Origin of the sequence: Erythrobacter sp. (assembly GCF_038133525.1) — a bacterium.
GTDB lineage: Bacteria > Pseudomonadota > Alphaproteobacteria > Sphingomonadales > Sphingomonadaceae > Qipengyuania.
This window is the reverse complement of sequence record NZ_JAYPTL010000015.1, coordinates 1-5,393: the sequence shown is the minus strand read 5'-3', so window position 1 is coordinate 5,393 and position 5,393 is coordinate 1. Positions and strand designations below refer to the sequence as shown.

At 59.0% G+C, this 5,393-nt stretch carries 6 protein-coding genes; 1 reads left to right on the top strand and 5 read right to left on the bottom strand.

What is annotated here, in order from left to right; translation table 11 throughout:
* Nucleotides 1-590: 590 nt before the first annotated feature.
* Both AAFM29_RS05535 and AAFM29_RS05530 read right to left on the bottom strand, forming a co-directional pair.
* Nucleotides 591-1,892 (bottom strand): site-specific integrase, encoded by a 1,302-nt coding sequence (locus AAFM29_RS05535; RefSeq protein WP_341711796.1) that lies wholly within the window; start codon nt 1,890-1,892, stop codon nt 591-593.
* Nucleotides 1,893-1,998: 106 nt separating this feature from the next.
* Complete coding sequence (locus tag AAFM29_RS05530; protein ID WP_341711795.1) at nt 1,999-2,706, bottom strand: tRNA (guanine(46)-N(7))-methyltransferase TrmB; 708 nt, start codon at nt 2,704-2,706, stop codon at nt 1,999-2,001.
* Nucleotides 2,707-2,843: 137 nt separating this feature from the next.
* On the opposite strand from AAFM29_RS05530, the gene AAFM29_RS05525 reads away from it, so the two are divergent.
* Complete coding sequence (locus AAFM29_RS05525) at nt 2,844-3,668, top strand: helix-turn-helix transcriptional regulator (RefSeq protein ID WP_341711794.1); 825 nt, start codon at nt 2,844-2,846, stop codon at nt 3,666-3,668.
* A 25-nt stretch (nt 3,669-3,693) separates the two neighbouring features.
* Here AAFM29_RS05525 and AAFM29_RS05520 read toward each other — a convergent pair whose 3' ends face one another.
* The 3 genes from AAFM29_RS05520 to AAFM29_RS05510 all read right to left on the bottom strand — a co-directional run.
* Entirely contained in the window at nt 3,694-4,134 is a 441-nt protein-coding gene (locus AAFM29_RS05520; protein ID WP_341711793.1) for an Rrf2 family transcriptional regulator, read from the bottom strand.
* 86 nt (nt 4,135-4,220) lie between these two features.
* Nucleotides 4,221-4,985: a sulfite exporter TauE/SafE family protein gene (locus tag AAFM29_RS05515; RefSeq protein WP_341711792.1), complete on the bottom strand. Its 765-nt coding sequence runs from the start codon at nt 4,983-4,985 to the stop codon at nt 4,221-4,223.
* A gap of 153 nt (nt 4,986-5,138) precedes the next feature.
* Nucleotides 5,139-5,393: helix-turn-helix domain-containing protein (locus AAFM29_RS05510; protein WP_341711791.1), on the bottom strand; the 255-nt coding region annotated here is incomplete at its 5' end.

Here is a 5,393-nt window from a genome sequence, read left to right as displayed (position 1 = left end):
GGCCATGGCAGCTGATATTCCGACCTTGGCCGGCATGTCGCCGTGGGTCCTGAAGGATTTCCGTTCGCCCCGCCGACAACTTTCGGGAGTCCAAGATGGCTGGAACCGGAAGGGGCTGGTCAGCGAGACAGGTGAACGAAAGCTGGCCTTCGAAGTCCTGGCAAACTGGTATCGGTGCAAGCGCGATGGGTGTACGGTGTCTGGGAACAATATCGAGTGCGATTGCCGGAAACCATGAGTCAAATGCTTGGTGGAGGTCGCCGATTTTCCTCATGACTACCGCTCATAAGGAGCACAGCCTTCACGCTGCAGTCGTTGTCGGCAGCAGATTGCTGTATTGTTTGCCGCGCCAGCCCTTCGGGTCGGGTCTGTTTTAAAAAAAAATCCACTCATCCGTTTACGCCCGCGAGAACATTTGCTGCCTCCCCCTTGACGTCCTCAATTCCTCAAAAAATTTTGCAGTTCGTCCCGCAATATGCCCTCCCGAATTATACTGAGCCTGCCGAGCATATTTCGCGTGCCTGATGGGTTCTGACTAGGAGTTCGATGCCCATCTTGGTACTCTTCATCCTATCGCTAGGAGAGTAGCCTTAATCTACCGACGCCGGCAGTCCATCATGAGCTTGATCGCTTGCGGCAGTTGCGGCGTCAGGATGCTCTGGCTTCTTTTCCAGCAAACCCCAGATGTGTTCATTCCACAAGTTCATCGCTTCCCGCTTCTCCTCGTTCCAGTCGTGACGCTGGTAGATTCCGGCAACCCCGGCGCGTGACCCGCCCATGTGGTTGAGCACCGCTTCAGTCACTTCAAAGCGCACACCCAATCTCTGAAAACCAGTCGCTAGAGTCCTTCGGAGGTCATGTAGGCGCCAGGGAGAAACCGGTGTTCCGCCATCCTCGGCGAGAGATTGATCGATACTCTTCTTGCCTTTGTCGTAGCCGCTGAAGCCACCGCCAGAAGAAGTTGGGAAGACCCTCCCCTGCCGGGGCCACTCGCTTCCTCCAGCCACACTATCAAGAACATCGACCGCAAGGCGGTTGAGCGGAACGCGATTGGGTTCGCCATTCTTCGCACGCTTTCCTGGCAGCGACCAAAGCCTTTCGGCCCGGTCGAGTTCATCCCAAGACAGTGACGCAACCTCTTCGCGGCGTTGCCCGGTTAAGATCAGCAGTCGGACGATTGGGCCGAAGCATCGGTGAGTGTTGTAGGAATGGAGCCAAATCCGGCCGAGCTCATCGTCGGAAAGCCACCGGTCACGCGATTTGACCGGAGGAGGCGTCTCCATTCCTTCCATTGGGCTGCGTTCGATATCGCCGCGGCTCACTGCCCACCGAAACATTCGGCGCAAAACGGCAAATACGTTCCGCTTATTGGCTGCCTGCACACTTGGCATTCTGTCGAATACCGCGACGACATCTGCGCGCGTGATCTTCGGCAATGGCTTCGAACCAAGCACAGGTATAGCGTGGATGCGGAAGGATCGTTCGACAAGGACACGCCAGCCTTTCCCCACGCAGGAGTCGGTGAAACGTTCGGCATAGTTGTTGAACGCGAGATCTACCGCTTCGCGACGCCGCTGCTGCTCGACTTCGACCGGGTCAATTCCTTGCGCGATTAGCACCGACAATCGCTCGGCTTCGTCACGTGCCGTTGCAGGTGTCCAAGGCGAACCATGGTTGCCGATCGTGTAGCGTCGCGTTCTGGCCTCGCGGCCACCCATGCGAAACTGCAGGATGTAGGCAATTGATCCGGATTTTGAACGTTTGGCTCCAAAACCCTTCAGGCTGTTGTCCCAAAGGAAGCCTTCGCCTGCATTCGCAATCAATGAATCGACAGTCCGTTTCGTGATCTTCCCACTCGCCATTTTTTGCTCTCCGAACACTGTTTCCAGCAATCACCCAGCAATCACCGAGCAATCACCGAGGCTGAAACTGCCGCCAAGGGTCGCAAATCGTAGCGTAGATATCCTTTTGAATTAAAATGCCTTTTCTACGCCAGAGCTACCCTTCGGTACGCCTCCAGCGGAAATACCACACTTCGTGGCCGTATACGGTACGCGCCTTGTGTTCATAGCGCGTTTCGGGCCAGCCGGATGGGCGGTTCTCCCAGCTCTTGCGCCCTTCGACCAGCCATTCGAACTCGGCGGAAAATCGCCGCATGATCATCAACGCGTGGCGCAAATAGACTGGATGGTCGGTGCCGAAGCGAAACTCGCCGCCGGGCTTCAGCTTGTCGGCGAACATCCGCACCGGGCCATCGTTCATCATCCGCCGTTTGGCGTGCTTGGCCTTGGGCCAGGGGTCGGGATGCAGCAGGTAGAGCATGGTCAGTGCGCCGTCGGGTACGCGGCGCAACACTTCCAGCGCATCGCCGTGATGAATCCGGACATTGGCAAGCGTCCGGTCGCGCACATGAGTCAACGCCTGGGCCACGCCGTTTACGAAGGGTTCGGCGCCAATGAAGCCATGGTCGGGCAGCATGTCGGCCCGTTCGGCCAGATGCTCGCCCCCGCCGAAGCCGATTTCGAAATGTAGCGGGCGATCGAAACCGAACAGCGCTTCGGACGTGACAGCCCCTTCCGTCGGCACGGCGATCTGCGGCAGGAGCTTGTCGACCAGGTCCTGCTGCGCGGCGCGCAGCGGCTTGCCCTGACTACGGCCGTAGAGCCGGTTCAAGGTGGTGGGATCGCCTTCCTTATATGCGCTCATGGCCAGGGGCGTTGGCAGCAGGCGCATGGTGGGTCAAGTCGCGTCGGGGCAGCGATGATGCGGTTGTCTGAGCATCGCAACGCAGGCCAAAAAAATTGGGATGGACGCTGGCGGGCGCTTATGGTGACCTTGTTGGCATGGCCAGCCAGCGAATTCCTCACGAAGCGATCTCAGCATTGTGCGAGAAGGAGCTCGAGATTCTTCGGCTGCTTGCCAGCGGTCACACCGCCAAGTCGATCGCCTCCCGTCTCAACCGTTCTGAAACCGCTATCAACGAGCGCCTGCGGGAGGCGCGCCGCAAGACTGGGATCGGAAGTAGCCGCGAGCTTGCCAGACTCCTGGCCGCCCAGAAAATCTGGGACAAGAAAATCGATCTTACAGCGGAAGTAGCGGCGGGAGACAGTTCGGCAATGCCCCCATTTGTGGGACATTCATTGTCGAAAGGACATACCGTGATGCTTATTGCCATACCACTCGCCGCCATTGGAGCGGGCCTCGCCATGGCCGGGCCTTCTGATCAGCTCGGACAGTCGACGGTCGCGACTGAGGCCTCGGCGAACTCAGTTCCGCTTGTCGGGCGCTGGTCGCTCGACGTCGATCGCATTCCGATCGATGAGCGGCCCCGCAGTGTGACTATCACCTTCGCAGCAGCACAGGATGGGGCCTGGACCACCGTAGTCGAGATCGTCGCAGCCGACGGATCGGCCAGTACTGCGAGCTCGACGGCGGGCCTCGATGGTAAGCCGGTGCCGATCAGCGGTAACATGGGCTTCATCGATACCGTCGCCTTGCGTCAACCCAAGGCAAACACGCTTGTCATGACGTTGGGCAAGGGCGGCGTACCGGTTTCAACACGGGTCTACACTGTCGCTGACGATGGCAGATCAATGATTGAAACGATCGTATGGGCGAGTGAGGCCATCCCCAAGCTTGAAACGACCTACTTCACGAGGATCGGCTGACTCCTGGTCCCCGGCTACCGCTGACCTAACCTGACCGTGGCGTTGCGAGCGCCTTGGCAAACCTATCGGGGCGAGGGATCATGTCGGCCACGGTGTAACCATCAAGCCGCAACAGGAAATCGTCGAGTGCTAGCCGCAGGGCCCCTTGCAGGCCGCAAGCCCCGGCGACCGGACAGGTGTTCGAATCGCGTTCGAAACATTCGACGAAACCGGCCAGGGATTCCATTTCCCGGACGACCGCGCCGACTGAAATTGTCTCGGGCTCCCGCGCCAGCTCGATCCCGCCGCCGCGCCCCCGGCGGGTCGTAACCAAGCCCATTTCCGCCAATTGCCCGGCTACCTTGGTGAGGTGGTTGCGCGATATTCCATAGGCATCGGCGATCTCTTCGACCGACGCCCTTTGTTTTCGCGCAGCCAGAAACATCAACACCCTAAGGGCGAAATCGGTCTGGAGGTTCAATCTCATAAAAGCTGCATATCAAATCTTGTTTTGGGTGCAAATTCTGAAGCGATGATTGGTCCTTTGGCACTTGTCCTGCCTCGGCCAGATTGTCAGCGCCACGCGCTCCAAATGCCGTATGCGCTGGTCAGCGACAGTACGATCCCGACAAGGATCAACATCAGCTTGGGGCTGAAATGCTTGGCGGCAAAGGCCCCGAAGGGAGCAGCCACTACCCCACCAAGCAGCAGGCCCAAGGTCGCCCCAGCCAGATCGGCTATGCCCAAGTGGGCGATGAAGGTGGCCGAGACGGCGAGGGTCAGGAAAAACTCGACCGAATTCACTGTCCCAACGACCTTGCGGGGCTCCGCGCCCTGGATCAACAGGTTGCTTGTTACGATCGGGCCCCAGCCGCCACCGCCCGCGGCATCGAGGAATCCGCCCACGAGGCCAAGCGGCGCCACGTGCTTCGCTTCCTTGAGTTTGGGCGGATAGAGCAGGCCCCGGATCAGTAGGTAGATCCCGATCCCTGCGAGATAGAGCAGCACGAAGGGCTTGATCATGGCGGCATCGACCGAGCTGAGCAAATAGGCGCCGGTGACACCTCCAAGCACACCGGGAATGAGCAGGCGAAAGAACAGCTTGCGGTCGATATTGCCGCTGAGCAGATGGCTGATGCCCGAGGTGGCGGTAGTGAAACACTCCACCACATGGACACGCTGCGATGCGAGAGCGGGCGGCATGCCGAGCAGGCCGACAAGCAATGTGTTGGAGATCACGCCGAATGCCATGCCCAATGCGCCATCGACCATCTGCGCCGCAAAGCCGATCAGGATGAAGGGAACCAGCGCCCCCAGATCAAAACCAAACAGGTCCATTTAGCGGGGGCGTCCTTCGCCTGGTGAAGGTGCGGTAAATACAGGTGCTTCACCGGCTCGCCGAGTGCAGAAAAAACCTCAAGCCTGATAGCAAAACGCCCGAGACAATCCTGTCCCGGGCGTCCTCGCTATTCCCATCCAAGAGAAATCGAATCAGGCGGCCTCGGCCTCTTCATTTGGGTCACGCAACACGTAGCCGCGGCCCCAAACGGTCTCGATGTAGTTCTCGCCGCCACAGGCATGGCTGAGCTTCTTGCGCAGCTTGCAGATGAACACGTCGATGATCTTGAGTTCGGGTTCGTCCATGCCGCCGTAAAGGTGGTTCAGGAACATTTCCTTGGTCAGCGTGGTGCCCTTGCGCAGCGAAAGCAGCTCGAGCATCGCATATTCCTTGCCGGTCAGGTGCAC